18 protein-coding genes and 3 pseudogenes are annotated in these 23,591 nt (G+C 63.7%); 13 read left to right on the forward strand and 8 right to left on the reverse strand.

Features of this window, described 5'->3' with window-relative positions:
* Together XpopCFBP1817_RS07070 and XpopCFBP1817_RS07080 are read left to right on the forward strand one after the other, a co-directional pair.
* Window positions 1-142, forward strand: a pseudogene (locus XpopCFBP1817_RS07070) (IS3 family transposase); the annotation flags it as partial.
* 252 nt (window positions 143-394) lie between these two features.
* Window positions 395-832 carry a hypothetical protein gene (locus tag XpopCFBP1817_RS07080; RefSeq protein WP_128416573.1) on the forward strand — a complete coding sequence of 146 codons (438 nt, stop codon included), beginning with the start codon at window positions 395-397 and terminating at the stop codon, window positions 830-832.
* Between the two features lie 211 nt (window positions 833-1,043).
* Here the strand turns inward: XpopCFBP1817_RS07080 and XpopCFBP1817_RS07085 are convergent, their stop codons facing one another.
* The 3 genes from XpopCFBP1817_RS07085 to XpopCFBP1817_RS07095 are packed head-to-tail and all read right to left on the reverse strand — an operon-like array spanning window position 1,044 to window position 4,750.
* Window positions 1,044-2,669, reverse strand: a complete 1,626-nt coding sequence (locus XpopCFBP1817_RS07085; RefSeq protein ID WP_128416574.1) for a pseudouridine synthase — start codon at window positions 2,667-2,669, stop codon at window positions 1,044-1,046.
* Window positions 2,662-3,867, reverse strand: coding sequence for an SMC-Scp complex subunit ScpB (gene scpB, locus XpopCFBP1817_RS07090; protein ID WP_425479077.1), 1,206 nt, complete (start codon window positions 3,865-3,867; stop codon window positions 2,662-2,664). The genes XpopCFBP1817_RS07085 and scpB overlap by 8 nt, the downstream gene beginning before the upstream one ends.
* Window positions 3,845-4,750 (reverse strand): segregation and condensation protein A, encoded by a 906-nt coding sequence (locus XpopCFBP1817_RS07095; RefSeq protein ID WP_128416576.1) that lies wholly within the window; start codon window positions 4,748-4,750, stop codon window positions 3,845-3,847. The genes scpB and XpopCFBP1817_RS07095 overlap by 23 nt, the downstream gene beginning before the upstream one ends.
* Window positions 4,751-5,104: 354 nt before the next feature.
* On the opposite strand from XpopCFBP1817_RS07095, the gene XpopCFBP1817_RS07100 reads away from it, so the two are divergent.
* The 11 genes and pseudogenes from XpopCFBP1817_RS07100 (at window position 5,105) to XpopCFBP1817_RS07150 (ending at window position 19,115) form a co-directional block, all read left to right on the forward strand.
* Entirely contained in the window at window positions 5,105-5,404 is a 300-nt protein-coding gene (locus XpopCFBP1817_RS07100; RefSeq protein WP_128416577.1) for a YciI family protein, read from the forward strand.
* Window positions 5,401-5,673 carry a BolA family protein gene (locus tag XpopCFBP1817_RS07105; RefSeq protein ID WP_128416578.1) on the forward strand — a complete coding sequence of 91 codons (273 nt, stop codon included), beginning with the start codon at window positions 5,401-5,403 and terminating at the stop codon, window positions 5,671-5,673. The genes XpopCFBP1817_RS07100 and XpopCFBP1817_RS07105 overlap by 4 nt, the downstream gene beginning before the upstream one ends.
* A 58-nt stretch (window positions 5,674-5,731) precedes the next feature.
* A complete protein-coding gene (locus XpopCFBP1817_RS07110; RefSeq protein ID WP_128416579.1) occupies window positions 5,732-5,965 on the forward strand; it encodes a hypothetical protein in 234 nt (77 codons plus the stop codon).
* Between the two features lie 105 nt (window positions 5,966-6,070).
* Entirely contained in the window at window positions 6,071-7,093 is a 1,023-nt protein-coding gene (locus XpopCFBP1817_RS07115; RefSeq protein ID WP_128416580.1) for a LacI family DNA-binding transcriptional regulator, read from the forward strand.
* Between the two features lie 151 nt (window positions 7,094-7,244).
* On the forward strand, window positions 7,245-10,223 hold the full coding sequence (locus tag XpopCFBP1817_RS07120; protein ID WP_128416581.1) for a TonB-dependent receptor: 2,979 nt from the start codon (window positions 7,245-7,247) through the stop codon (window positions 10,221-10,223).
* Window positions 10,224-10,322: 99 nt separating this feature from the next.
* On the forward strand, window positions 10,323-11,960 hold the full coding sequence (locus XpopCFBP1817_RS07125; RefSeq protein WP_128416582.1) for a glucoamylase family protein: 1,638 nt from the start codon (window positions 10,323-10,325) through the stop codon (window positions 11,958-11,960).
* 3 nt (window positions 11,961-11,963) lie between these two features.
* A complete protein-coding gene (locus tag XpopCFBP1817_RS07130) occupies window positions 11,964-13,346 on the forward strand; it encodes a sugar ABC transporter substrate-binding protein (protein WP_128416583.1) in 1,383 nt (460 codons plus the stop codon).
* Window positions 13,343-14,227: a carbohydrate ABC transporter permease gene (locus tag XpopCFBP1817_RS07135; RefSeq protein ID WP_128416584.1), complete on the forward strand. Its 885-nt coding sequence runs from the start codon at window positions 13,343-13,345 to the stop codon at window positions 14,225-14,227. The genes XpopCFBP1817_RS07130 and XpopCFBP1817_RS07135 overlap by 4 nt, the downstream gene beginning before the upstream one ends.
* Window positions 14,224-15,060 carry a carbohydrate ABC transporter permease gene (locus XpopCFBP1817_RS07140; protein ID WP_128416585.1) on the forward strand — a complete coding sequence of 279 codons (837 nt, stop codon included), beginning with the start codon at window positions 14,224-14,226 and terminating at the stop codon, window positions 15,058-15,060. The genes XpopCFBP1817_RS07135 and XpopCFBP1817_RS07140 overlap by 4 nt, the downstream gene beginning before the upstream one ends.
* Window positions 15,061-15,086: 26 nt before the next feature.
* Window positions 15,087-18,224, forward strand: coding sequence for a discoidin domain-containing protein (locus XpopCFBP1817_RS07145; protein WP_167393855.1), 3,138 nt, complete (start codon window positions 15,087-15,089; stop codon window positions 18,222-18,224).
* 78 nt (window positions 18,225-18,302) lie between these two features.
* A pseudogene (locus XpopCFBP1817_RS07150) lies at window positions 18,303-19,115 on the forward strand (endonuclease/exonuclease/phosphatase family protein).
* Window positions 19,116-19,285: 170 nt separating this feature from the next.
* On the opposite strand, the gene XpopCFBP1817_RS07155 reads toward XpopCFBP1817_RS07150, so the two are convergent.
* The 5 genes and pseudogenes from XpopCFBP1817_RS07155 to XpopCFBP1817_RS07175 form a co-directional block, all read right to left on the reverse strand.
* On the reverse strand, window positions 19,286-20,518 hold the full coding sequence (locus tag XpopCFBP1817_RS07155) for a TraB/GumN family protein (RefSeq protein WP_128416587.1): 1,233 nt from the start codon (window positions 20,516-20,518) through the stop codon (window positions 19,286-19,288).
* Window positions 20,511-21,036, reverse strand: a pseudogene (locus tag XpopCFBP1817_RS07160) (GNAT family N-acetyltransferase). The gene XpopCFBP1817_RS07155 and the pseudogene XpopCFBP1817_RS07160 overlap by 8 nt, the downstream one beginning before the upstream one ends.
* A 4-nt stretch (window positions 21,037-21,040) precedes the next feature.
* Window positions 21,041-21,925: a carbon-nitrogen hydrolase gene (locus XpopCFBP1817_RS07165; protein WP_128416588.1), complete on the reverse strand. Its 885-nt coding sequence runs from the start codon at window positions 21,923-21,925 to the stop codon at window positions 21,041-21,043.
* A 77-nt stretch (window positions 21,926-22,002) separates the two neighbouring features.
* Window positions 22,003-23,037, reverse strand: a complete 1,035-nt coding sequence (locus XpopCFBP1817_RS07170) for an agmatine deiminase family protein (protein ID WP_167393856.1) — start codon at window positions 23,035-23,037, stop codon at window positions 22,003-22,005.
* A gap of 90 nt (window positions 23,038-23,127) precedes the next feature.
* Window positions 23,128-23,451, reverse strand: a complete 324-nt coding sequence (locus tag XpopCFBP1817_RS07175) for a hypothetical protein (RefSeq protein WP_128416590.1) — start codon at window positions 23,449-23,451, stop codon at window positions 23,128-23,130.
* Between the last annotated feature and the right edge of the window lie 140 nt (window positions 23,452-23,591).

The following is a 23,591-nucleotide window of genomic DNA, read 5'->3' on the forward strand; positions in this document are numbered from 1 at the left end:
GGAGAGCGTCTTCGGCCTGACCAAACGCGAGCGGATCAGACGGCGGGTCTATCCCACCAACGGCGCCGCACGCGCCGAGGCGTTCGACGATATCGAGATGTTCTACAACCCAAAACGCCGCCATGGTTGCAATGACAATCTGCACAGGGGTCGGAATGGCCTCGCCTGCAATGGCCAGAGACGGCAACAGCAGGGCGGTGAGCAGTGTGATGTGAGCGATGCGCAACATGCCGCGATCATCCCATGCCCACGGCGGTTAGTGCAGCAACGGATATACCCGGCGGCAGCGGCCATCATTCGATGAACTGTCGCCTGCGCGCTGCAGACACGTTGTCGCGGCCGCCACATCGGCGCTGCTAGGCTCGCGCCACGTCCACCCTCTGGCAATGCCCACATGATCAAGTCGCTCTCTCTTTTCGTGCTGTTGGGCGCCGCTGCGCTCGCACCGCAGGCCCAGGCTGCAGGCAACATCGACTGCAAACTGTCGTTCAATCTGGAAGGCTGGTCGGTGTTCTACAAGACCGCCAGCGGCACCGGCACCATCACCTGCGACAACGGCGCGGTGATTCCAGTCAAGATTTCCAGCAAGGGCGGTGGCCTGACCGTCGGCAAGTCCAAGATCACCGGTGGCCGCGGCACCTTCAGTGGCGCCTACAGCCTCAATGATCTGCTCGGTACCTATGCGGCTGCCGAAGCGCATGCCGGCATCGTCAAATCCAGCACCGCACAGGTCGTAACCAAGGGCGACATCTCGCTGGCCTTGGCCGGCACCGGCGAGGGCGTGGATCTGGGCGTCAATGTTGGCAACTTCGTGATCGAGCGCCGCAAGTAAGGCGCGGCAGATCTGGTTGAAGACACGCAATGGCTCTACAAGCGCGCCTGTATGCGAGAAGGCGTTTCTCATAAATCCGCGCATCGCGCACAGGTGCGCTGGTATGGGGATAGTTGATGTCTTCGCGCTTGCTTCGATGTGTCGCGCGATCCGAGCAACAACGAAAAACGGCCCTTTGCAGGGCCGTTTTTTTTACTGCGCGTCTTGTAGCTTAGCGACCGCGATTGCCGCCACCTGTGGGACGACGGTTGCCGCCGCCCGGCGGACGACCACCCGGACCACCTGGGCCACGCGGTGCGCCACCGGGACCGCGATTACCGCCCGGACCGCGGTTGCCACCAGGGCCAGCCGGACGCGCACCGGTCGGACGACCGGCGGCCGGACGTGCCGCACCGTACGGGCTGAAACCCGGGTTGGCGTGGTCGGACGGGAAGCTCGGTGCGTTGCCCGGGTGACCGTACGGATGCTTGCGCTGACCCTGGCCTTGACCCTGCGACTGGCCTTGTCCACCACCACCGCCAGCAGCGCCACGGCCTTGCCCCTGACCCTGACCGCCGGCGCCAGGACGCGCGCCGCCCGGGCCCTTCTTGGCATACGGACGTGCCTGACCGGTGCCCGGACCGCTAGGGCCGGCGTTGCGGTGGCCGCTCGGGCCGGTGCTCACGCCATCTGGCACATACCAGCTGCGGAACGCAGCTGGGTTGCCGTCCGGCAGTGCGCGATCGCCTTTACCCGGCGCGCGCGGCTTGAACGGGCGCTGCTGCGACTGCCGCGCGGCCGCTTCACCGCTGACGGTGAGGCCACCCTTGAAACCGCCGGGCTTGCCGTTGCCACGGCCGCCGCGATCGTCACGCGGGTTGTCGAAACGACGCAGCTCGCGGCCCTCGTCGGCGCCGGAGGTCTGGCCGTTGACGTAGGCATTGCTGCGGCCATCGCGCGAAACGTGCACGGTGGACTTGGCCGCACGGCGCTGGCCGATGACCGGCTGCAGCGTCAGCGCCGACGGCGCGCCTTCTTCCAGCTTGAGTTCGGCGCGCAAGGTATCGACCTTTTCCTGCGCCACTTCGACCGACTGCCCACGCCGCAGTTCGCGCGGCAGCGAGATCTTGCCGTAGCGGCTGCGCTTGAGGCGACTGACCTGGCAGCCCTGCGATTCCCATAGACGACGCACTTCGCGGTTGCGGCCTTCCTTGACCACCACGCGGAACCAGTCGTGCGAGTCGGTACCGCCGATGCGTTCGATCTCGTCAAACTTGGCGCCGCCGTCTTCCAGCAGCACGCCGCGCGACAGGCGCTCGATGATGGCGTCGGCGACCTTGTCTTCGCCTTCCGGCGCACGCACACGCACCACGTATTCGCGTTCCACCTCATAGGAGGGATGCATCATTGCGTTGGCCAACTCACCATCGGTGGTCAGCAGCAGCAGGCCGGTGGTATTGATGTCCAGGCGGCCGATGGCGATCCAGCGCGCGCCTTTCAGTGCCGGCAGCGACTCGAATACGGTCGGGCGACCTTCGGGATCTTCGCGCGTGGTCACTTCGCCTTCGGGCTTGTTGTAGATCAGCACGCGCGCCGGCTCGGTCAGCGCGCTGGCGACGAAACTGCGGCCGTCCAGCTCGATCTTGTCGCCGCTGCGCACCGACATGCCGGTCTGCGCGACGGCGCCATTGACCTTGATCAGGCCATCGGCAATGCGCTGTTCCAGCGCGCGGCGCGACCCCAGGCCGGCCTGGGCCAGCACCTTGTGCAGGCGCTCTTCCAGCTTGGGCGCTTCTGTCGCGCTGTCGCGCTTGAGAGAGAGTTTGTTCAACGACAGCTTGCGGGGGGCATCACTCATGTGTCTGGCTCCGGCCGACGCGTTGCGGGTCGACCTCTGGGTCGGAATCGGCTTCGTCAACAGCCACGGTCGTCGTCGCGACGGCGTTGTCTTCGTCTTCGTTTACTGCATCCGCGCGCGTGCCCGGCGCGGTGTCGGGGTCGCCCTGGCGGGCGGCATCTGGGTCCAACGTGTTCTGGTCCTGCGCCGAGACATCCTCGGGGTGCTGCGGTGTTGCGTCGATCGGGTCTTCGGCGTCGGCGGCGTTGTCTGCATCGCCGGCGTCGTGTGGTTCTTCATCGCATTCGGCATCGGTGGTGGATGCCTGGTCGCTCCGCTCAGCCTCGGCATCAACCGCCGTCTCTGCATCCAGATCAACGTTCGTCTCGTGATCGGTGTCGTTCGCTGGTTCGGCCTGGCGGTCTTCCGCAGTGGTGTCGCTTTCGCCAGCGTTGGCAGCGCTGTTTTTCTCGGCATCTGCATCTGCTTCAGCGTGCGCATCATTTGCGTCGCCAGCAGCTGCATCGGCGCTGTCGCCATTCGCGTCCGACGTATCGGCATCCGTCTGACCCAGTGACGCATCCATGGTCACCGATGCAGGCACTGCGCCATCCAGCTGACCATCGCGATCCAGCGGCAGCTGCGGTTCCAGCTCGGCGATGTCCTTCAACTCAGACAATGGCGGCAGCTCGTCCAATCGCTTGAGCCCGAAATAATCCAGAAAGCCCTTGGTGGTACCGAACAGCGCCGGCTTGCCGGGCACATCGCGGTGGCCGACTACGCGGATCCATTCGCGTTCTTCCAGTGCCTGGATGATGTTGCTGCTGACCGCCACGCCACGCACCTGCTCAATCTCGCCGCGTGTGATCGGCTGCCGGTAGGCGATCAGGGCCAGGGTTTCCAGCGTGGCGCGGGTGTACTTGGTGCGGCGCTCGGTCCACAGGCGCGCCACCCAGGCATGCACATCGGCCTTGACCTGGAAGCGGAAGCCGGAGGCCACCTCGACGAGCTCCACGCCGCGGTCGGCGCAGCCCTCGCGCAGCCGTTCCAGCGCGCGCTCGACGCTGCCGGGCGGTGCCGGCGCTTCTTCGGGAAACAGTCCCTGCAGCTGCGCCAGCGTCAGCGGCTGGCTGCTCGCCAACAGGGCGGCTTCGATAATGCGGGTGATTAACGCTTGATCCATTCGGTGATCGGCTTCAGAGAGGTTCGTTGGCGGCATCGCTGTCATCGAATTCGCTGGAGAATTGCAACGGCGCATTGGTATTGCCCAACGCCAGCGACTTCACGTAGATCGGCGCCAGCGGCGCTTCCTGCACGATGTCCAGCAACTGCTCCTTGGCCAATTCGAGCAGCGCCAGGAAGGTGACCAGTACGCCGAGCTTGCCTTCTTCGGCAGTGAACAGCGATTCGAAACGGTAAAACTTGCCATCGTCCAGACGGCTCAGCACATCGCCCATGCGCTGGCGCACACTCAGCGCCTCGCGCTTGATCGCATGGCCGGTGAACAGCTCGGCGCGCTTGAGCACGTCGTACAGCGCCATCAGCATTTCTTTCAATTCCACCGGCGGCGGCAGCTTGACCGCGGCGCGCTCGGGCAGATGCGCCTGCACCGGTGCCCTGTCGCGGCCCATGCGGGGCAGGGTGTCCAGATCTTCTGCCGCCTGTTTGAAGCGTTCGTATTCCTGCAACCGGCGTACCAACTCGGCGCGCGGGTCGTTTTCTTCGCCTTCCTGGCTGGGCGGGCGTGGTAACAGCATGCGCGATTTGATCTCGGCCAGAATCGCGGCCATCACCAGATATTCGGCCGCCAGTTCGAAGCGCAGCTCCTGCATGACATTGATGTAGTCCACATACTGCCGGGTGATCTCGGCCACTGGGATATCCAAAATGTCCAGATTCTGGCGGCGAATCAGATACAGCAGCAGATCTAACGGACCTTCGAAGGCGTCCAGGATGACTTCGAGCGCGTCCGGCGGAATATACAGATCCTGCGGGATCTGCAGCACCGGTTGCCCATGCACCACCGCCAGCGGCATTTCCTGCTGGTGTGGCGGCGCGCTTGTGGCTGGCGGATTCGCGTCGTGCGCGAGTTCGGAATTCATCAGGTCGACATCGGGTGTTACGGTCGCCGGCCGCGATCTGAGTCGCGCCTGCAGGGCTTTGCCTTAAGTAATTGCAATTTAATGTCGTGCCTGTGCATGCACGATCCCACAAATTCACATACACCATGCGCCGCGTGACATGCGGCTACGGAACAGCGAGAAGGTCGTCTACACGGGGCCGGTGGTGGGCAGCGAATCGGTCGTCGAGTGAGGCGTGGGGCCTGGGCCGACGGGCCGCTGTATCCGGTTGCGTGTGCAGTGGTGCCAATGGTAATGCGTGCGCGGGGGCGGTGTCCAGCGCTGACGCGGCTAGAATCCCCAAGAGTGATCTTCAAGTATTGGGCGAGGTGGCGTGTGTGGTACGTAATCGAAGGATATGATCAGGCCGACGCATTGGCCGCGCGGCAGCAGGCGCGACCAGCGCATCTGGCGCGTTTGCAGGCGCTTGCGGCAGCCGGCCGCCTGCTGGTGGCGGGTCCATGCCCGGCCATTGATGCCGAGGATCCGGGTCCGGCCGGTTTCATCGGCAGTGTGGTCATCGCCGAATTCGCCTCGCTGGAAGAGGCGCGCGCCTGGGCCGATGCCGATCCGTATGTGGCGGCGGGCGTATACGTGCGCACCGAGGTCCGCCCATTCCGCCGGGTGCTGCCATGAGCCGGGTCGAACGCATCCGCGCCGCATTGCAGTCGGCCTTGGCGCCGGTCGAGCTGGAGGTAGTGGACGATAGCCATCGCCACGCCGGGCATGCCGGCGCGCGCGATGGGCGCGGGCATTTCAATGTGCGCGTGGTCAGCGCCGCGTTTGTTGGAAAGTTACCGCTGGCCCGTCACCGCGCGGTCTATGCCGCAGTCGGCGAGATGATGCAGACCGATATCCATGCGTTGTCGATCGAGGCGTTTGCGCCTGGCGACGCGGGCGAGTAGCTGCATGTGGAACAGGGGCTTGCTAAGTGCAGGCCTCCATGCAGTCAACGCAGACGCGATGCGTCTCGACCGTCTTGCGCTGATGGCGCAATGCCAGGTCCTTGCGGGTAGCGGCACTGCCAATACTTTCAGGAGACCGGCAGACAGGGAATGTCGCTCCTGCCCAAGCATCAGCGTTCAAGCGATTCCAATCAACGACCGTGACTGGCGTGTAGCTTCGTTTTTGAAACAAAATTTCATTATTCTTGCGGGGCAGCACAATCTTTCACCTGCATCACGCGCAGATGCTTGATCTGTAATCGTTTTCATAGAGGCTATCACAGGGGTTTACGCCCTTGCATGAAAACGCTTACAGTCCGCGCCAGTTTTGGGAACTCGGTCGCGGAGGGTGACACGAATGGCCAAGGGTGCGTTCACCATCAAAGATGTCGCTCGGGAAGCACAGGTCTCCGTCGCAACGGTGTCGCGTGCGCTCAATGGGCACGAGAACGTCGCCGGGCCGGTACGCCAGTTGGTGCAGGACGTGGCTGCGCGGCTGCGCTACAGCCCGCATGCGGCGGCGCGCAGTCTCAGCAGCCGGCGCACCCAGACCCTGGGCGTGGTGCTGCCCGATCTGCATGGCGAGTTCTTTTCCGAATTGATCCGCAGCATCGGTGGCGCGGCGCGGGCCGCCGGCCAGCATCTGCTGGTGTCCAGCTATCACGGCGACCCGGAAGCGCAGGGAAGGGCGCTGCAGTCCATGCGCGGACGCGTGGATTGCTTGCTGGTGCTGTCTCCCTACGCCGAGCAGCCGGGTTTTCTCACCGACAACCTGCCGCAGGCGCTGCCGACGGTGTTGATCAATGCGCATCTGCCTGGTGCCGATTACCCGGTGCTGAGCATCGACGACCATGCCGGCGCCATAGCGATGACCGAGCACCTGCTATGCGCCGGCCATCGGCGCATCGCCTTCATCGGCGGGCCGGTGCTCAATTTCGATGCGCGCGAACGCCTGCGCGGATTTCGCGATGCGATCGCCGCGCACGCTGATCAGGCGCAGGGCCTGGAATATCCGGGCGACTTCGATGAGGCCTCCGGGCACCGCGCCGGGCTGGCGATGCTGGCCGATGGCGCGCTGCCAGATGCGGTGTTCGCCGCCAACGACATGACCGCGCTGGGCTGCCTGTACGCGTTTGCGCAGGCCGATGTCTCGGTGCCCGGCGACGTGGCACTGGCCGGCTTCGACGATATCCCTCTGGCCCGTTTCGTCCATCCGGCGCTGACGACGATGCGGGTGAGCATCGCGCATTTGGGGGAGCAGGCGATGACCCGGCTGATGCGGCTGGTCGACCAGTCTGGCCAAGACGATGGCCTCCGCCAGCTGCTCACCCCAGAGCTGGTGATCCGCGCCTCCTGCGGTGCCGGCGAGCCTGCCCTCTGACTGCATTTGCTGCTGCTCCATGCGGCCTGACCTTGTCTGGCCACTGACCCTTTTCGCGGACGTTCTGCCCGCTCCCGCTGCCCCCGCAGCGGTCGTTCCTGCAGGACCGCAACGCCACAACAACACTCTGTACCGATCCCTGGAGGGACCAATGCGCCACCACATCCCCTATTCCGCCAGTCCTGCGCGCAAGCTGCTCAGCTGCGCCCTGGCCAGTTGCCTGCTGCTGGGCGCCGCGCCGGCCTTTGCGCAGAGTGCTGCCGCGACCATCCGCGGCCAGGTCACCGTCGACTCCGCACCTGCGACCCAGGCCCAGGTTACTGCCACCAATCTCGCCACCGGTCTGACCCGTACCGCGCAGGCCAGCAACGGCGGCTATTCGCTCGGCGGCTTGCCGCCGGGTTCGTACCGCCTGGATGTCACCGCCAACGGCCAGACCACCTCGCAGAACGTCACCGTGCAGGTCGGCCAGACGGCGACCCTGAATCTTGGCGCCGGCGGCGAACTTGCCACGGCCGATGCTGGTAACGCCACCACGCTCGATGCGGTGCAGGTGAAAGCCCCGCCGGTCTTGGTGGAAACCCGCACCTCCGAAAATGCCACGTATATTTCCAACGTACAGATCCAGAACCTGCCGCGTGCCACGCGCAACTTCCTGGAACTGGCCGACACCGTGCCGAACGTGCAGTTCACCCGCGATGCCAACGGCACCACCAAGGTCCGTTCGGGCGCCACTTCGGCCGACGGCACCAACGTCTATATCGATGGCGTGAGCCAGAAGAACTACGTGCTGACCGGTGGCGTCAGCGGCCAGGATTCCAGCCGCGGCAACCCGTTCCCGCAGTCGGCGATCGGCGAGTACAAGGTCATCACCTCCAACTACAAGGCCGAGTTCGACCAGGTCAGTGGCGCGGCCATCGTGGCCTCATCCAAGTCCGGTACCAACGATTTCCACGGTAGCTTCTTCTGGGACACCAGCAACGACGGCTGGCGTGAAGAGAGCCCGCTGGAAAAGCGCGCCGGCGTGCGCGACGACTTTGAAGAAACCCAGTACGGCGCCACCTTCAGCGGCCCGATCCTGCAGGACAAGGCGCATTTCTTCATCGCCTATGAAGCCAAGGAATACACCACCCCGAACGTGGTGATCCCCGGCTCGATCTATTCCGACCGCGTCGACCAGTTGCCTGCGCAGCTGCAGCCGCTGGTCGCCACCTACAGCACACCGTTCAAGGAGGACCTCTATTTCGGCAAGATCGACTGGACCATCGGCGAGAACAACCTGTTCGAGCTGAGCGGCAAGTACCGCAAGGAAGACGAGCTCAACGACGTCGGCGGCACCTCGACCTTCGCGCACGGCAGCATCAACGGCCAGGAAGAAAAGCGCGCCAACCTGCGCTGGCAGCACAGCGGTGCCAACTTCCTCAACGAAGCCAACCTCAGCTACGAGAGCGCGTTCTGGAACCAGGCGCCGATCAACAACGGAACCGGCTACGTGCTCAGCTACACGCCCAACCGCGGTAACGAAACCGACGTGCTTGCCGCAGGCGCCGGCAGCAGCTTCCAGCGCAAGGGCCAGAAGGGCTGGACCTTCCAGGACGATTTGACATTGAACAGCCTGGAATGGCACGGCGCGCACACCGTCAAGATGGGCGTGAAGTTCAAGAGCATCGATCTGAACTCCACCCAGTTCAACCCGGCCAACCCGCAGTACTACTACAACATCCTCAGCGACGTCGAAACGCCGTACCGGGTGCGCTTCGGTGCGCCGCTGGTGGAAGGCGGCGGCTCGGTGGTGTCCAAGAACAAGCAGTACGGCATCTACTTGCAGGACGACTGGGAGGTCAACGAGCACTGGACCTTGAACCTGGGCGTACGTTACGACTACGAACAATCCCCGGCGTTTCTGGACTTCGTGACCCCGTCTGACGTCGCCGGCGCACTGCAGAACTGGCCCAATCTGCAAAACGCCAACTACGACATCAACCACTTCATCAGCACCGGCAACAACCGCCAGGCGTTCAAGAACGCCTGGCAGCCGCGCCTGGGTGCCTCGTACGATCTGTTCGGCGATCAGGCGCATGTGATCTACGGCGGTGCCGGCCGTGCCTACGACCGCAACATCTTCGATTACCTGGCATTGGAGCAGCTCAACAACTCCTTCAATTCCTATAGCTACTACTTCACCAGCGCCAACAACCCGGCTTGCCTGGGCGACCCGTGTACCGCATGGGATCCGGCCTACAGCACGCAGGAAGGCCTGAATACATTGACGGCCAACAGCACCGGTGGCGGCGGTCGCGAGGTCTACCTGATCGACAACAACATCAAGACCCCGTACTCCGACCAATTCAGCATCGGCATGCGCAACATGGTGCCGCTGTGGGGCCAGGACTGGTACACCGACGTGACCTTGAGCCGCATCGAAAGCCATGACGGCTTTGCGTTCGTGCGCGGTAACCGCCTGCCGGACGGCTCGTTCTTTCAGCCGGGCACCACCTCCGGTTCGCCGAACGATGGCCCGGATGGCTACAGCGCCATCGTGTTGGGCACCAATGGCGTGGAAACCCGCAACAACCAGCTCGCGTTGCAGGTCGAAAAGCCCTATGACGAGAAATCCGGCTGGGGCCTGACCGTGGCCTACACCTTTTCCGATGCCAAGGAAAACCGCCAGTTCGGCGAGCATTACGCGCTGGATCGCGAACGCGTCGAAGACTACGGCTGGCGTGAGGCCGGTGGTATCGCCAAGAACCGTCTGGTGGTCACCGGCATCTACGAGCTGCCGTACGAGATCAAGCTGTCCGGCAAGCTGTCGCTGGCCAGCCAGACCGCGCGCTATGGTCAGAACTGCGTGGCCGGCAACGACCAGTGCTACATCGTCCAGTTCAAGCCGGACGGCACGCTGGGCTACAAAGAGTTCAGCATTGCAGCCAATAAAGAATGGGACACCGGTGGCGGTGTCAAATTCAACGTGCGTGCGGATATCCTCAACGTGTTCAATTGGGTGAACGACGCCAACTTCAACGGCGAGACCGGGACACTTGAAGACCTGAACACGGCTTTCGGCACACCAACCGGTGTGTTGGCGTCGCCGATGCGTACCTTCCGTCTGGCCTTTGGCCTGAACTGGTGAGGTGCTCGACCGCTCTGGCGTTGTCAGTGCGGTCGAACTCGGCGCCTTGATAGGGTAGGTTGGCGTGCGAGATGCAATCGATTACACGGGTGGGGGCGGATGAACAGGGGCAGGACTTCGTATTGGTTGACAATTCCACTATTGCTGGGCGCGCTGGTGCTGGCGTCATGCAAACAGGCCGAGGAACCTAAGGTGGCCGAAAAGAAGGCACCGGTGAAAGTCATTCTGGTGGAAGCGCAGCTGCCACCCAAACCGGTCAAACCGCAGCTGCAGCCGCTGTTTTCGGACATTGAGCGTCGCACCTTCCAGTTTTTCTGGGACACCACCAACGAACTCAACGGACTGGCGCCGGATCGGTTTCCATCGCGTCCATTCGCCAGTATTGCCTCGGTCGGGTTTGCGCTGACTGCGTATCCGATCGGTATCGAAAATGGGTGGATCAGCCGAAATCAGGCGATCGACCGGACCTTGACCACACTGAAATTCTTCCGCGATGCGCCAATGGGGCCGCAGCGGACCGGTAGGGCCGGTTACAAGGGCTTCTACTACCACTTTCTGGACATGCAGCAGGGCAATCGTTACGACAGCTGGGTCGAACTGTCGAGTGTGGACACCGCGCTGCTGATGATGGGCGTGTTGTTCACTCAGTCGTACTACGACGGCGATGACCCGCGCGAAAAAGAGATCCGCCAGATCGCCGACGGCTTGTACAAGCGCGTGGATTGGCGCTGGCTGCAGCAGCGCGCGCCGCTGATCTCGATGGGCTGGTTCCCCGAGAGCGGCTTCATCGACCACGACTGGATGGGCTACAACGAGGCGATGATGCTGTACATCCTCGCGCTGGGTTCGCCCACTCACGGTGTCGATGCGGAGGCATGGACCAGCTGGACCCGCACTTACAACAACGACTGGGGCGTGTACCAGGGCCAGGAATATCTGTCATTCGGCCCGCTGTTCGGCCACCAATACAGCCATGTCTGGATCGACTTCCGCGATATCCAGGACCAGTACATGCGCGAACGCGGCATCGACTACTTCCTCAACAGCCGCCGCGCCACGCTCGCGCAGCGCGACTACGCCATCGACAACCCGATGAAATGGAAGGACTACGGCGAGAACGTCTGGGGCCTGACCGCCGGCGACGGCCCGCAGAACACCAGTCAGGAATACCGTGGCGAGCAGCGTCAGTTCCGCCATTACTCCTCACGCGGCGCCGGCCTGCGAGAGAACTTCGACGACGGCACCATCGTGCCGTCGGCGGCGATCTCCTCGATCGTGTTTGCGCCCGAGGTGGTGATTCCGGCTACCGAAGAAATGCACAAGCGCTACGGCGACTTCCTGTATTCCAGCTACGGCTTTCTGGATTCGTTCAACCCCAGCTTCAACTACGACATTCCGCTCAAGACCGGGCGCATGGTGCCGGACCGCGGCTGGGTGGCCAGCGACTACATCGCCATCGACCAGGGCCCGATCCTGGCGATGATTTCCAACTACCAGAACGAATTCGTCTGGACGGTGATGAAGAAGAACGCCTACATCCGCGCCGGTCTCGAACGCGCTGGCTTCACCGGCGGTTGGCTGACGCCGGAAGGCGAGCCGCAGCCCTTGCCCAAGAAAGACGAGCAGGCCGCCGCCGCGCGCGCGCTGGGCATGGCCGAGTCGCGTGCCGCTGCCGCCCAGGCCCAGCAAGACCCTTCGCAACGCCAAAACTCCACGCAACGCCCCAAACCCGAGTAATCCGTGCGCCTTTTGAAACTGTTGATACTGTCCGCCGCACTATGTCTGGGTGTGGCGGGATGCGAACGCTCCGACCCAGGCAAGACCACCGTGCGCTTCTGGGCCATGGGCAAGGAGGCCGAAGTGGTCGCTGACCTGGTGACTGAGTTCGAGAAGCAGAACCCGGACATCCTGGTCGATGTGCAGAACATCCCGATGACGGCGGCGCACGAAAAACTGCTCACCGCCTTCGTCGCCGATGGCCTGCCGGACGTGTGCCAGCTCGGCAACACCTGGCTGCCGGAATTCGCCTTGCTCGACACGCTGGAACCGATGCAGCCCTACGTGGCGCGCTCGACGATCGTCGACCCGCAGGATTATTTCCCCGGCGTGTGGGACACCAATCTGGTCGATGGCACGCTGTACGGGGTGCCGTGGTATGTGGACACGCGGCTGCTGTTCTATCGCAAGGATCTGCTGCGCGAAGCCGGCTACAACGAGATGCCCAAGACCTGGGCCGAGATGGAACAGGTGATGGCGGCGATCAAGCACAAGGTCGGCCCGGACCGCTACGCCATCTTGATGCCGCTCAACGAGTTCGAGCAGCAGCTGTCGTTCGCGCTGCAACAGGACGACCACCTGTTGCGCGACCACGACAACTACGGCAACTTCCGCGGCGAAGGCTTCCGCAAGGCGCTGGGCTTCTACGACACCATGTATCAGAAGGGCTGGGCGCCGAAGGTTTCCGAGACCCAGGTCTCCAACGTCTGGTATGAATTTTTCAACGGCTATTACGCGTTCTATCTGTCCGGCCCATGGAACGTACGCGAGTTCAAGCTGCGCCAGCCGCCGGGCATGGAAGGCAAGTGGGGCACCGCGCCGTTGCCGGGTCCCAATGGCTTGGGTGCCGGCATTGCCGGCGGTTCCAGCCTGGTGATTTTCAAGTCGTCTCAGCACAAGGGCGCCAGCTGGAAGCTGATCGAATACCTGTCGCAGCCGCAGGTGCAGGCGCGCTTCCACGCCATCATCGGCGACCTGCCGCCGCGTCGCAGCACCTGGAAATTGCCCTCGCTGGCCAACGACGAACTGGCGCATGCCTTTGGCGATCAGCTGGAGCGGGTCAAGGCCACGCCCAAGGTGTTGGAATGGGAGCGCATCGTGCAGGAAATGCGTCTGGTGACCGAGCGCGTGGTACGCGGCGGCCAATCGCACGAGGCCGCCGTGCAGGAACTGGATAAACGGGTGGACGACATCCTGGCCAAGCGCCGCTGGATCTTCGAGCAACAGGGCGGGCATGTCGGTCCGGTTGGCGAGACTGCCTTACCAGGTAGTGTGCCAGGCGCACTGCCTGCCGCGACGCCAGCCGCCGCGCCAGCAGCAGCAGCGGACAAGGAGGCTACACGATGATGAAGCGCAATTCCGTCGCCGGCTGGGTGTTCGCCGCGCCATCGATCATGGTGCTTGGCATGTTCTTCGGCGTGCCGGTGTTCGCCGCGTTGGTGCTCAGCGTCACCGACTTCGACCTGTACGCGCTGGCCGATAGCAACCATCTGCGTTTCGTCGGGCTGGGCAATTACATCGGCCTGCTGCAGACGCCGCTGTTCTGGAAGTCGTTGTGGAACACCACGTATTTCGTGTTGCTGGGCGTGCCGATGTCGATCGGTCTGTCGCTGGGTGCGGCACTGCTGCTCAACGCCAAGGCCTCGCGCTTCAAGGCGGTGTTCCGCACCGCCTTGTTCGCCCCGGTGGTGACCACGCTGGTGGCGGTGGCGGTGATCTGGCGCTATCTGTTCCATATCAAATATGGCCTGGTGAACTTCGGCCTCAGCCACTTGGGCATCGCCCCGATCGATTGGCTGGGCGACCCGCGTTGGGCAATGCCGACCATCATGCTGTTCGCGGTGTGGAAGAACTTCGGCTACAACATGGTGATCTTTCTGGCCGGGCTGCAGGCGATTCCGCAAGACCTCTATGAGGCCGCCCGCATCGATGGCGCTTCGCGCTGGAAGCAGTTCCTGCATATCACCTTGCCGATGCTCGGCCCGGTGCTGATGGTGGTTGGCGTCATCACCATCTCCGGCTATTTCCAGTTGTTTGCCGAGCCGTACGTGATGACTCGCGGCGACCCACTGCAAAGCACCGTGAGCGTGCTGTATTTCATGTTCGAAGAAGGCTTTAAGTGGTGGAACCTCGGCCGCGCGTCGGCAGTGGCGTTCCTGCTGTTCCTGATCATCCTGGCGGTGTCCACCGTGATGCTGCGTTTCGGCCGCAAGAGAGATTTGATATGAGTCGTGATGTTGGCCAATCGCGCTGGAATGCCGTGCTCATCAACGGCGGTTTGCTGGTGCTGGCCCTGGTCAGCCTGGCGCCGCTGCTGTGGATGTTGTCGGTATCGTTCATGCCCACCGGCGAGGCCAGCCGTTTCCCGCCGCCGATGCTGCCCTCGGCGTTCACGCTGGCCAATTACCACGAGTTGTTCGCGCGTACCGGCATGGCGCGCAACTTCGCCAACAGCCTGTTGGTGTCCGGGCTGATCACGCTCGGCTCGTTGCTGATCAACACCATGGCCGGTTATGCGTTCGCCAAGCTGCAGTTCGTCGGCCGCGAGCGCATCTTCAAGATCCTGATGGCCGCGCTGGTGGTCCCGGCGCAGGTGGCGATGCTGCCGTTGTTCTTGCTGATGAAGCAACTGCATCTGGTCAACAACATCGGCGGGGTGGTGGTGCCGGCGTTGGCGACGGTGTTCGGCATCTTTCTGGTCCGCCAGTACGCGCGCAGCATTCCCGACGAGTTGATCGAAGCTGCCCGCATCGATGGCGCCAGCGAGATGCGGATCTTCTTCCAGATCGTGCTGCCGATGCTCAAGCCGGTGCTGGTCACCTTGACCATCTTCACCTTCATGGGCTCGTGGAACGACTTCATGTGGCCGCTGATCGTGCTGACCGACCAGGAGCAATACACCCTGCCGGTGGCGCTGGCGGCGTTATCGCGCGAGCACATCATGGACGTGGAATTGATGATGGCCGGCGCAGTGGTGACGGTGATTCCGGTGCTGCTATTGTTCATCGCGCTGCAGCGCTACTACATCCAAGGTCTTCTGCTGGGGAGTGTGAAGGGGTGAAGCGAGTGTTCCTGCGACTGTGTGCCATGGCCGCTATCGTCACGTCTGCGGGCGCGGCGCAGGCGCAGGAGCGCGTGCTCAACGGCTTCAACGACATCGGCGCCTGGCGTCTGGTGGTGTCCAATCAGGTTAGCGGCTCGCTGCGCCCGGTGGCCACCAGCTCCGGCGGCCACGCGTTATGTCTGGACTACAACTTCAACGGCGTGTCCGGCTATGTCGGCATCCGTCGCAATCTGCCGGTCGCCTATCCTGACAATTACCGCCTCGGCTTTGCGCTGCGCGGTGAGTCGCCGTCCAACGATCTGCAGGTCAAGCTGATCGATGCCAGCGGCGACAACGTGTGGTGGGTCAACCGGCCGGGCTTCAACTTTCCGAAGAACTGGACCACATTCAACTACCGCAAGCGCAACATCGAAAAAGCCTGGGGGCCTGGCCAGGACAAGCAACTGCGCAGCAGCGCGGATGTGGAATTCACCATCTACAACAAGGTCGGCGGCAAGGGCTCGGTGTGCTTCGACCGCCTGACCCTGACACCGCTGCCGCCGGAAGACACCTCGCCGTTGAAGGCCGAGGCCATCACCGATACCGCACCCGCATTGGAACAACGCCTGGCCGATGGTAAGCCGGACACCTTCTGGCTCAGTGGTGCGGTCAAGCAACAGACCGTGACGCTGGATCTGGGCAAGGTGCGCGAATTCGGCGGCGCGGTGGTGCAATGGGTGCCGGGTTTGCAGGCCTCGCAATACGTGGTGCGCGCCTCCAGCGACGGGCGCGGCTGGCGCGATCTGCGCACCATCACTGCCGGTGCCGGCGGCACCGATTGGCTGGCCCTGCCAGACACTGAAGCGCGTTACCTGCGCTTTGATCTCAAGGACGGCCCCAACTGGCGCTACGGCATCAAGGAAGTGCAGTTGCAGCCGCTGGCCTTCGCCGCCACACCGAATGATTTCATCAAGTCGCTGGCCGCGCAGATGCCGCGTGGCAGCTATCCGCGTGGCTTTTCCGGCGAACAGCCGTACTGGACCATCCTGGGTCTGGATGGCGGCACCGAGCAGGGCCTGATCGGCGAAGACGGTGCGGTGGAAGTGAGCAATGGCGGTTTCAGCATCGAGCCGTTCGTGGTCACCGGCGGCAAGCTACTGCATTGGTCCGACGTCAGCAGCGAGCAGAGCCTGCAGGACGACTACCTGCCGATTCCCAGCGTCGATTGGCATCACGACCTGATGAACTTGCGCGTCACCGCGTTCGTGCAGGGCACGCCCGATCAGGCGCAACTGGTCGCGCGCTATCAGCTGCACAACACCGGCAAGGAAGCGCGCGCGTTCACCCTGGCGTTGGCGGTGCGTCCATTCCAGGTCAACCCGCCGGCGCAGTTTCTCAACACCCTGGGCGGCGTCAGCCGGATCGATCAACTGGCCGTGGATGGCGCGCAGGTCAGCGTCAACGGCAAACCGCGCGTGTTCGCTGCGCAGCGCCCGGACGCCGGCTTTGCCAGCGCCTTCGACAGCGGCATGGACGTCAGCCATCTCACCGCCGCCACACCACCGACGATCACCCAGGTCAAGGACGAGACCGGCCTTGCATCCGGCGTGCTGCTGTATCGCTGGAAGCTGGAGCCTGGCCAGCGACGCGAAGTGGCGCTGGTGATCCCACAGACCGGCGCGGCGCAGCTGCCGGCCGGCTTCGATGCCGACAAGGCGCAACAGCAGGTCGCCCAACAGTGGCGCAGCAAGCTCGACCGCGTCCGCATCAGCGTGCCGGCCGAAGGCAAGCCGGTGGTGGACACCTTGCGCACTGCGCTGGCGCATATGTTGATCTCGCGTATCGGCCCGCGTCTGCAGCCGGGGACGCGCTCGTACGCGCGCAGCTGGATTCGCGATGGCGCGATGATTTCCGAAGGCCTGCTGCGGCTCGGGCGCGAAGACGTGGTACGCGAGTACGTCGACTGGTTCGCGCCCTATCAGTTCGATAACGGCATGGTGCCGTGCTGCGTGGACGACCGCGGCAGCGACCCGGTGCCGGAGAACGACAGCCATGGCGAGCTGATTTTCAACATCGCCGAGTACTACCGCTATACCGGCGACAAGGCGTTCCTGGAAAAGATGTGGCCGCACGTGACCGGCGCTTACGACTACATGGAAACGCTGCGCGCCAGCGAACGCACCGAAGACAACTTCATGCGCAACCCGGCGTTTTACGGAATGATGCCGGTGTCGATCAGCCACGAAGGCTATTCGGACAGGCCGGTGCATTCGTACTGGGACAACTTCTGGGCGCTGCGCGGCTACAAGGACGCGGTGATGCTGGCCGGCGCGCTCGACAAGCCGGACGAGGTTGCCCGCTTCAGTACTGCACGCGATGAATTCAGTGGCGACCTGATCGCCTCGCTGGGTGCGGCGGTGCGCCAGCACAATCTCGATTTCCTGCCGGGTTCTGCCGAGCTGGGCGACTTTGATGCCACCTCGACCACCATCGCGCTGGCACCGGGTGGCGAGCAGCAACATCTGCCGCAAGACCTGCTGATCAACACCTTTGAGCGCTACTGGAAAGAGTTCTGCGATCGCCGCGACAGCAAGCGCGAATGGAGGGACTACACGCCTTACGAATGGCGCAATGTGGCCGCGTTCGTCCGCCTGGGCTGGCGCGACCGCGCCTGGGACGCCACCGCGTTCTTCTTCAAGGACCGCGCGCCGCAACCGTGGAATCAATGGGCCGAAGTGGTCTCGCGCACGCCACGCACGCCGTTCTTCGTCGGCGATCTGCCGCACGCCTGGGTCGCCTCCGACTTCATCCGCTCGGTGCTCGACATGTTCGCCTACGGGCGCGAATCCGATGCCAGCATGGTCATCGCTGCAGGAACGCCGACGCGCTGGTTCGAAGGCAACGGCATCGCCATCGCCGAACTGCGCACCCCGTACGGACGTCTTAACTACACCTTGCAACGCACCGACAAGCAACTGGTGCTGCAACTGCAGCCCGGCTTGATTCTGCCGCCAGGCGGCGTGGTGTTTCCATGGCCGTACCAAGGCGCCCCGGGCAAGGCCCGCATCAACGGCGAATCGGTCGAGTGGCAGAACGGGGAGCTGCGCATCCAGCACTTGCCGGCCAACGTGCAGATCGATGTATCCGGCGCGGTGCGGCGCGCCGAGCGCGCCACGCAATGAGCGGCATGCGCGTGGCCGTCCGCACGACGCGTCACGCGCTTGCCTGTGTGGCTGCGCTTGCGCTGTCGTGCCTGGCGGTTGCACACGCTGCGCAAGCGCAGACAGCCGCAGCGCCTGCGCGCACGAGATGACCCCCTGGTTACGCTCAATCTGCATCACGATCGCGAAGACTGGCCGGCCCTCGTGCCTATATCGCCAAACAGCTCAAGCAGCTGGCGCCGGATGTGATCGCGCTACAGCAAGTGATCCCACGCCGCGGCAGCGTCGAGAATCAGGTCGCGTGGCTGGCGCGCAAACTTGACTACGACGACAGCTTTGTCGCGGCCGATCCGGTCGATGCGCCCAAGCGCTACGGCAATACGTTGTTGAGTCGGCGCAAGGTGCTGGCCCGACATCAACGCTTGTTGCAGCCGCTCGACGATGACCGTGTTGCCGCACCTCTGCAGGTCGATGTCGACGGCCAGCCGGTCAACGTCTACGTCACCCATCTCAACGAACGCGCCGATGCACGCGGCACCGTCACGCGCAGGCGTCAGGTCGCCAACCTGCCGGACTTCATTTCCTCCAACAGCGATCAAGCCCCCCTCGTGATCGCCAGCGACTTCAACACCGCAGCCGATGCACTCGATCTGGAAGCGCTACGCAGAGGCTACGGCGACAGCTACGGCAGCGTGCATCGCAACAGCGACGCCACGGTCAGTACCTTGAACCTGCATGTCTTCGACAAGCCGGCACGTATCGACCACGTGTTCTTCCAGCAAAACCGCCTGCTGGCTCGCGAAGCACGCATCCTGTTCGACGCGCCTTATTGCCGAAGGCCTTTGGGCCTCGGACCACGACGGCGTGTGGGTGCGCTTGCAGCTCGCCCCAAGCGTACCTGCCGTCCCGTAGCCTCGCGCACGCTTGAGATCAGCACCGCTCCAGCGATCGGATATATCGTAGGAGCGCCCCCGGGCGCGATGGAGCTTTAACAGGAACGCCCCATCGCGCCCGGGGGCGCTCCTGCGAAAGGCAACGGATGTTTCGCGGATTGCGGCGCACGCAACGACCCGCACCCGCAATCACCCATGCAGGCGATTGAAGATCTGCACGCCCGCCAGCCATACACCAGCCATGCTGCCGAAGTTGGTCAGCAGAAACGTCAATACCACGCGCGAGACGCGATTGCGGTACCAGCCGCGCAAGGTCTGCGCATCGTCGCGCAGCGTCAGGAAATCGCCATAGGCCGGCTTGCGCAGATGCACCTCGACCAAGGCGGCGAATGCGCCGGTCGGCACGCTCAGACGGAAGGGCTTGAACGGCGCGACGACCGCAGCGGTCAGAATGCTCAACGGATGACTGCCGGCCAGCAAACAGCCCAGCGCCGCCAGACCGCCGGTATACATCGCCCACTGCAACAACAGATCGGCGCCCATGCTCAGGCCACCGCGCCAGAAACCGATCGCGATGCCGGCAATGATGACCGCCAGCACGCCTAGTGTGATCCATGGAACGCGCTTACGTTGCTGTACGTATTCCAGCGACTCGCGCAGCGGGCCGGGCGCATCGGTGTCCTGTTCCAGATGACGCGCAAGCCCCGTTAGATGTCCCGCGCCGACGACTGCCAGCACCTCATGCTGACCAGCGTTGGCTTCCTCGCGCAGGCGCGCGGCCATGTAGCGGTCGCGCTCGGCGATCACCGTCTCGTACAGCTCCGGGCTTTCGCTGGCGAAATCGCCAAAGCTCGCCTCCAACATGTCGCCTTGCTTGAGCTTTTCGATCTCTTCTTCGCCCACCTCATCGGCGGCGAACAAGCCGCTCAGCAGACCGCCGGCCAGCTTCATCTTGCCGAAGAATCCCAGCCGCCCGGAGGCGCGCTTGAAGGTCAGGCCGACTTCGCGATCGATCAGATGCACCGGCAAACCTTGCGCGCGCGCCAGATTCACCGCTTCCTTCAATTCCGCGCCCGGCTCGATGCCAAGCTGCTTGGCCAGGCGGCGCTGATAAGCCGCCAGTGCCAGGTTCGCTGCGAACAGCGCCACGCGGCCCTTGCGGATCACCTGCACCAGATCCAGGCGGGCAAGGGCATCCGGGTCGCTGAGCGCCTGCAGGCGCTGCGCATCCAGTTCCACCGCCACCGCGTCGTAGCGACCGCTGCCGATCGCCCGCTGCACCGCAGCCACGCTGGCCAACGACACATGCGCGGTGCCGAGCAAGGTGTAGCGCACGCCATCGCGTTCGACGATGCGGTGCGGCTGGCCGGACAGCGCATCGTCCAGAACGTGGGTGGTCTGCTCAGTCATGGGGTCATTCATCAGAAGAAGGGGCGGTGTCACCGGGGCCGAGCGGGCGTTGCATCTGCAAACCGTCCAACCAGCGGCCATGTTTGCGGCCGATTCCGGTGAATACTCCGACCGTGCGAAAACCAAAACGTTCATGTAGCCGACGCAATGCCTGATTACTGGCATCGCCGATCACCGCAATCATCTGTCGATAGCCGCATTGTTCGCAGCGCGAGATCAGCTCGCCCAACGAGGCCTTGCCGATGCCGCGTCCTTGCATATTGCTGGCGAGGTAGATCGAATTCTCCACTGTCCAGCGATACCCCGCACGTGCGCGATACGCGCTAGCATAGGCGTCGCCGACCACTGCAGCATGGCACTCGGCGACCAGATACGGATACCCCGCATCCACGATGGCGCGCACCCGCGCGCATCTCATCGCGCGACGGCGCGCTGTATTGGTCGCTGTTGACCCCCGCAATCTGCTCCGCATAGATCGCGGTGATCGCCGGGACGTCCGCATCGCGGACTTCGCGCATATCGACAGGCATGCGGTCAGTCGATGTAACGCTTGAGCAGATCGCCATACGCATCGATGCGGCGATCGCGCAGGAACGGCCAGATGCGTCGCACATGCTCGCTGCGCTGCAGATCGACATCGCACACCAGCACGGTCGGATCCTGACCGGCTTCGGCGATGAACTCGCCCTGCGGCCCAAGCACATGGCTATTGCCCCAGAACTGGATGCCCGACGCGCCCATCGGCGACGGCTCATGCCCCACGCGGTTGCATGACAGCACCGGCACACCGTTGGCCACCGCATGGCCACGATGGCTGAGCACCCACGCATCGCGCTGGCGTTCCTGCTCGGGTTGCTCGTCGTCCGGATCCCAGCCGATGGCGGTGGGGTAGAGCAGCAGTTCCGCACCGGCCAGCGCCATCAGGCGCGCGGCCTCGGGGTACCACTGATCCCAGCACACCAGCACGCCGAGACGGCCCACCGAGGTATCGATCGGAGTGAAACCCAGGTCGCCCGGAGTGAAATAGAACTTCTCGTAGAAACCCGGGTCGTCCGGGATATGCATCTTGCGGTACTTGCCGAGCAGGCGGCCGTCCTTTTCGAACACCACGGCGGTGTTGTGATAAAGCCCGGCGGCGCGGCGCTCGAACAACGAGGCCACCAGCACCACGCCATGTTGCTTGGCCAGCGCGCCCAGGCGCTCGGTGCTGGGGCCGGGAATCGGCTCGGCCAGATCGAATTCGCCCACCGACTCGTGCTGGCAGAAGTAAGCACCGTTGTGCAGTTCCTGCAGCAGCACCAGCTTTGCGCCCTGCGCGGCGGCTTCGGCCACGCGCGATGCGATGATGGCCAGATTGGCCTCGGCGTCGCCGTGGTTGCGCTCCTGGATCAGCGCGACGGGAAGGAGATGACGGGTCATGGCAGCATCCAACTAGGTGGCGCACAGGGTAGCGCGCCATGCCGTAACACTGGCCTGCCGGCGGGAACATGAGTGGCTCAGGCGGCCAACAGGCCGGCGGGCAATTGCATTGTCAGGCAGTGCAGGCTGCCGTTCTGCCAGATCAGTGCGCGGCATGGCACCGGCACGATCTCGTGCTGCGGGAATGCTTCGGCCAGCACCGCCTGCGCTGCCGCGTCGGCCTTATCGCCGTAGGTCGGCATCAGCACCGCGCCGTTGACGATCAGGAAATTGGCATACGAGGCCGCCAGACGACGACCATGATCGAGAATCGGCTCGGCCCAGGGCAGTACGAACAAGCGATACGGCTGCCCGTCGTGCGTGCGCAGTGCAGCCAGTTCGGCGCCCATTGCCTGCAGTTCGGTGTAATGCGAATCCTTGGACACATCGCACCCCTGGTAGACGATCGCATCCGCGCCGGCAAAGCGCGCCAGCGTATCAATATGCGCGTCGGTGTCGTCGCCTTCCAGATAACCGTGATCCAGCCACAGCACACGGTCCTGCGACAACCACGCGGCAAGGTCGGTACTCAACGATTCGCGCGTGCGCTGCGGATGCCGCTCATGCAGGCACTTCCAGGTGGTCAGCAAGGTACCGGCACCGTCGGTTTCGATCGCGCCGCCTTCCAGCGCAAAGTCCACTGTTTGCACTTGCGCCGGCACGAACACCTGCGCGGCATCCAGCGAGGTCACCAACTGATCGTCCAGGCTGGCTTCGAACTTGCCGCCCCAGCCGGTGAAGCGGAAATCCATCAGCCGGAAACCGCCGTCCTCGCGCAGCGTGATCGGGCCGGAATCGCGCAGCCAGGTGTCGTTATAGGCCGCAATCACGAAGCGCACGCGCGCCATCTCCACCCGCGCCGACCGCAGCCGCGCTTCGGCATAAATCTGCAGGTCGTCATCGGCCACGCACACGATCACCGGCTCGAAACGGGAAATCGCCGTCACCAGCGCGATATAGGTCTCGTCCACCTCGGCCAGACGCTCGGCCCAATCGGTGCCCGCATGCGGCCACGCAATCAGCACGGCGGATTGAGGTCCCCACTCGGCAGGAAAGCGAACGCGGTCGGTCATACCTAACAATTACCTATTAATGCCCGAACAACGCCAGGCTGTTATTGAATCCCCGCAAAGTGATGTGCAGGCTGTGGCGAAGGACTCGCATCAAAGCGGCGTCGGCCCGATCTCGTTCGCATCGGCCTGATTGGCCACTACGTCGATCACCCGGCTCTTCTCGAAGTACACGGTGAAGGCCGGATATACCCAGCGATTGATCGTCGGCCACTTGGGCTTCTGACCGCCACGTGGAGCGAGCTTTTCCTGTGGCACACCGTAACGGCCTTCGACCTGGCTCATGCTGTCGCCGCGCAGGGGCAGAGCAGTGGCGGGCTTCTGCTGTGCACGATCCACTAACAGCATGTCGGCCGAGGCGGCGGCACTGATCCCCATCAGCGCGATCAGCGGCATCACAAACAAACGGTTGCGCATGTCATCTACTCCCCAGTGGACAAGAATCGGATGGTGATTACAGCAAAAAACCAACACCAACGTCGGCGCTGGTGCAGCTCAGGCGAATCCGCCTTGCTACCAGCAGGCGGCTGCGAGGGCATCCCGAGCCGCTGAAGCCA

It is taken from the genome of Xanthomonas populi, assembly GCF_002940065.1.
GTDB lineage: Bacteria > Pseudomonadota > Gammaproteobacteria > Xanthomonadales > Xanthomonadaceae > Xanthomonas > Xanthomonas populi.